The organism is uncultured Clostridium sp. (genome assembly GCF_937920395.1).
GTDB lineage: Bacteria > Bacillota > Clostridia > Clostridiales > Clostridiaceae > Clostridium_AD.
In genome coordinates, this window is record NZ_CALEVF010000199.1 from 1 (window position 1) to 2,757 (window position 2,757).

Annotated in this window: 2 protein-coding genes; one reads left to right on the forward strand and one right to left on the reverse strand. The window is 30.0% G+C overall.

Going from position 1 to position 2,757, the window contains the following annotated elements; genetic code table 11:
* A partial coding sequence (locus tag Q0649_RS12575; RefSeq protein WP_298842394.1) for a GGDEF domain-containing protein occupies positions 1-2,147 on the forward strand: 2,147 nt, incomplete at its 5' end.
* A gap of 95 nt (positions 2,148-2,242) precedes the next feature.
* Here the strand turns inward: Q0649_RS12575 and map are convergent.
* On the reverse strand, positions 2,243-2,757 hold a 515-nt coding region (gene map, locus Q0649_RS12580), incomplete at its 5' end, for a type I methionyl aminopeptidase (protein ID WP_298842396.1).

The following is a 2,757-nucleotide window of genomic DNA, read 5'->3' on the forward strand; positions in this document are numbered from 1 at the left end:
TTATTTATGATTTAGTTAACACCGATAAATTAGATGGATTAATTGTATGTTCAGGGTTACTTATGAATTATATTGGTTTAGATAAATTTATTGAATTTATAGACCGTTTTAGAGCTATCCCTATGGTTAGTATCGGCATAGATATTAAAGATATTCCTAGTATAATTTTCGATAACAAAGAATGTATGCATTTTATGGTAAACCACTTAATTGAACATCATAATTATTCTAAAATAGCTTTCATAACAGGGTCGCCCTATAATCCCGAATCCAATATGAGGCTTAAAGGATATAAAGATGCATTAAAAGAACACAATATACCTATTGACGAAGAATTAATTGTTAAAGGTGATTTTCATGAATTAGCGGCAGCTATTGCAATAAATGAACTTATGGTGAATAGAAATAAGATGCCAGAAGCTATTGTAGTTGCAAATGATGAAATGGCAATTGAGGTATTTTATCGTTTGAAGCAAATGGGTTTTACGATAGGAAAAGATATAGCCTTAACTGGTTTTGATAACGTTTATGAAGTAAGGTCTTTATCTCCTTCTTTTACTACTATTGATCAACCTATTTTTGAAATGGCTTCAAATGCTGCTAAATTTATAGACTTAATTATAGCTGGAGAGCAAGTGCCCCAATGTACTTATTTAAAAGGTAAATTAATAGTGAGAGAGTCTTGTGGTTGTTGTGATATTTTAAAAAATAAAACACCACTAATATTAAAAGAAAGTATAAGTAAGAACACCCTATATTCCACTGAATGTGAGGCTCTTAAAAACTACTTGATTAAGAACGATCAACATTTAATAGCTTTAATAGGGAGAGAACTTGGTATAAATAAAATTGAGATATTATGTTATAAAACAATTACTATTAACTTAATTAACTTATTTACATGTGATGTATTAGAAAAAAAAGTAGAAGGTGAATTTATAAAAGAATTTAAAGATTTTTTATTTGAATGTATTTTTATAAAGAATCTTGATTATTCTTGGAATGATGCACTTTATATTATTAGAAGTTTTGTACTCTCGCCTATTACTAATAGTGAAGTCTTAAGAGTATCTGGTGAAATATTTTATATGGCTAGTGTTTTAGTCGGTAATATTTTAAATAAAAGGGAGTCTACACAACACTTTAATTTTAAAAGAATGTATATAGGTACAAGGGACATAATGAGAGGTTTTAATTCCGTGAAAAATCTTCAAGAATTAACCAATGTAATTCGTGATGCAATGCCTTGGTATGGAATGAAACAATGTTGTTTATGTGTCTTTGATACTCCTGTAAATATCTTAAGTGAAACCAAGCTTATACTACCTTCTAAATCTAAGTTGATTTTAGGCTACAATAAAGGTATTCTAGCCAAGGAGCAATATATTGATACACTAGATATTTTACCCGATGAGTTTATTTATGAAGAAAAAAGAAATGATTTGATTTTATTTCCATTAATTACTGGTGATGCTTATTTTGGATATATTGCCTTTGACATGAATGCAGTAAGTGAATTTGTTTATGAAAACTTTAGAGAGCAGATTAGCAATACATTGAAAATTCAAATGTTATTTAATGAACGAATAAAAGCAGAAGAACAGTTAAACTTGGCAGTTATTGAACTTGAAAAGCGTAATGGAGAATTAAAAAATAGTTATGTAATTGATGAGTTAACAGGTATCTTCAATAGAAGAGGATTTTACATGCACGGTGGTAGCCTTTATAAATCTGCATCTATAACTGGTGGCAAAGTTATTATGTGTTTTGGAGATATAGATGGTTTAAAGAAAATCAATGACACCTATGGTCACAGTGAAGGGGATCAAGCTATTTTAATGGCAGCACTATTAATTAGAGAATCATGCGAAGTAGACGATGTTTTAGCACGTATTGGAGGAGACGAATTTACCATTATTATGGCAAATAAATCCACTGAAAATGAAATTAATAAAATTAATGAACATATCACTTCAAACTTCACTAGATATAATCTTATTTCTAAAAAACCATACAAATTAACTATTAGTTTAGGTTTTTCAGTTTATTCACAAGATATGAAACTTAGTTTCGACGAATTACTTCAAGCTGCAGACAAGCAACTTTACAATCAGAAAAAGAAATTAAATATTTTACCACAAGAATAAAAAAATTTACTACTTTCAGGGGCTAACATTGTATACTTCCTTGTATACTTTTTATAGTTAGCCTCTTAAATAGCATTTAAGTAAATCTTATCAATTTATTTTGATATTATTTCTATACCATCATCTGTTACAAGAATTGTATTCTCCCATTGTGCTGAAAGAGATCCATCAGCAGTAGATACTGTCCATCCATTATCTTCATCAATGACTATTTTACTACCTCCACCATTTATCATTGGTTCAATTGTAAATACCATCCCTGGTGCTAAAATCATACCTGTTCCTCTAGTCCCACAATGAGACACAAATGGGTCCTCATGAATCTGAAGTCCAACCCCATGTCCTCCAAAGTCTCTAACTACTGAATATCCATTACCTTCAGCATATTCTTGCACTGCAGCTCCTATGTCTCCTAAGAATCCCCAAGGTTTCACTGCTTCTATTCCCTTTTTTAAACATTCCTTTGTAATTTCTACTATCTTTTTTGCCTCATCACTTACTTCGCCAATCATAAACATTCTTGATGCATCTGAATAATATCCATTAAGTATTGTTGTTACATCAACATTTATAATATCACCATTTTTAAGTACTACATCTTTACTTGGTA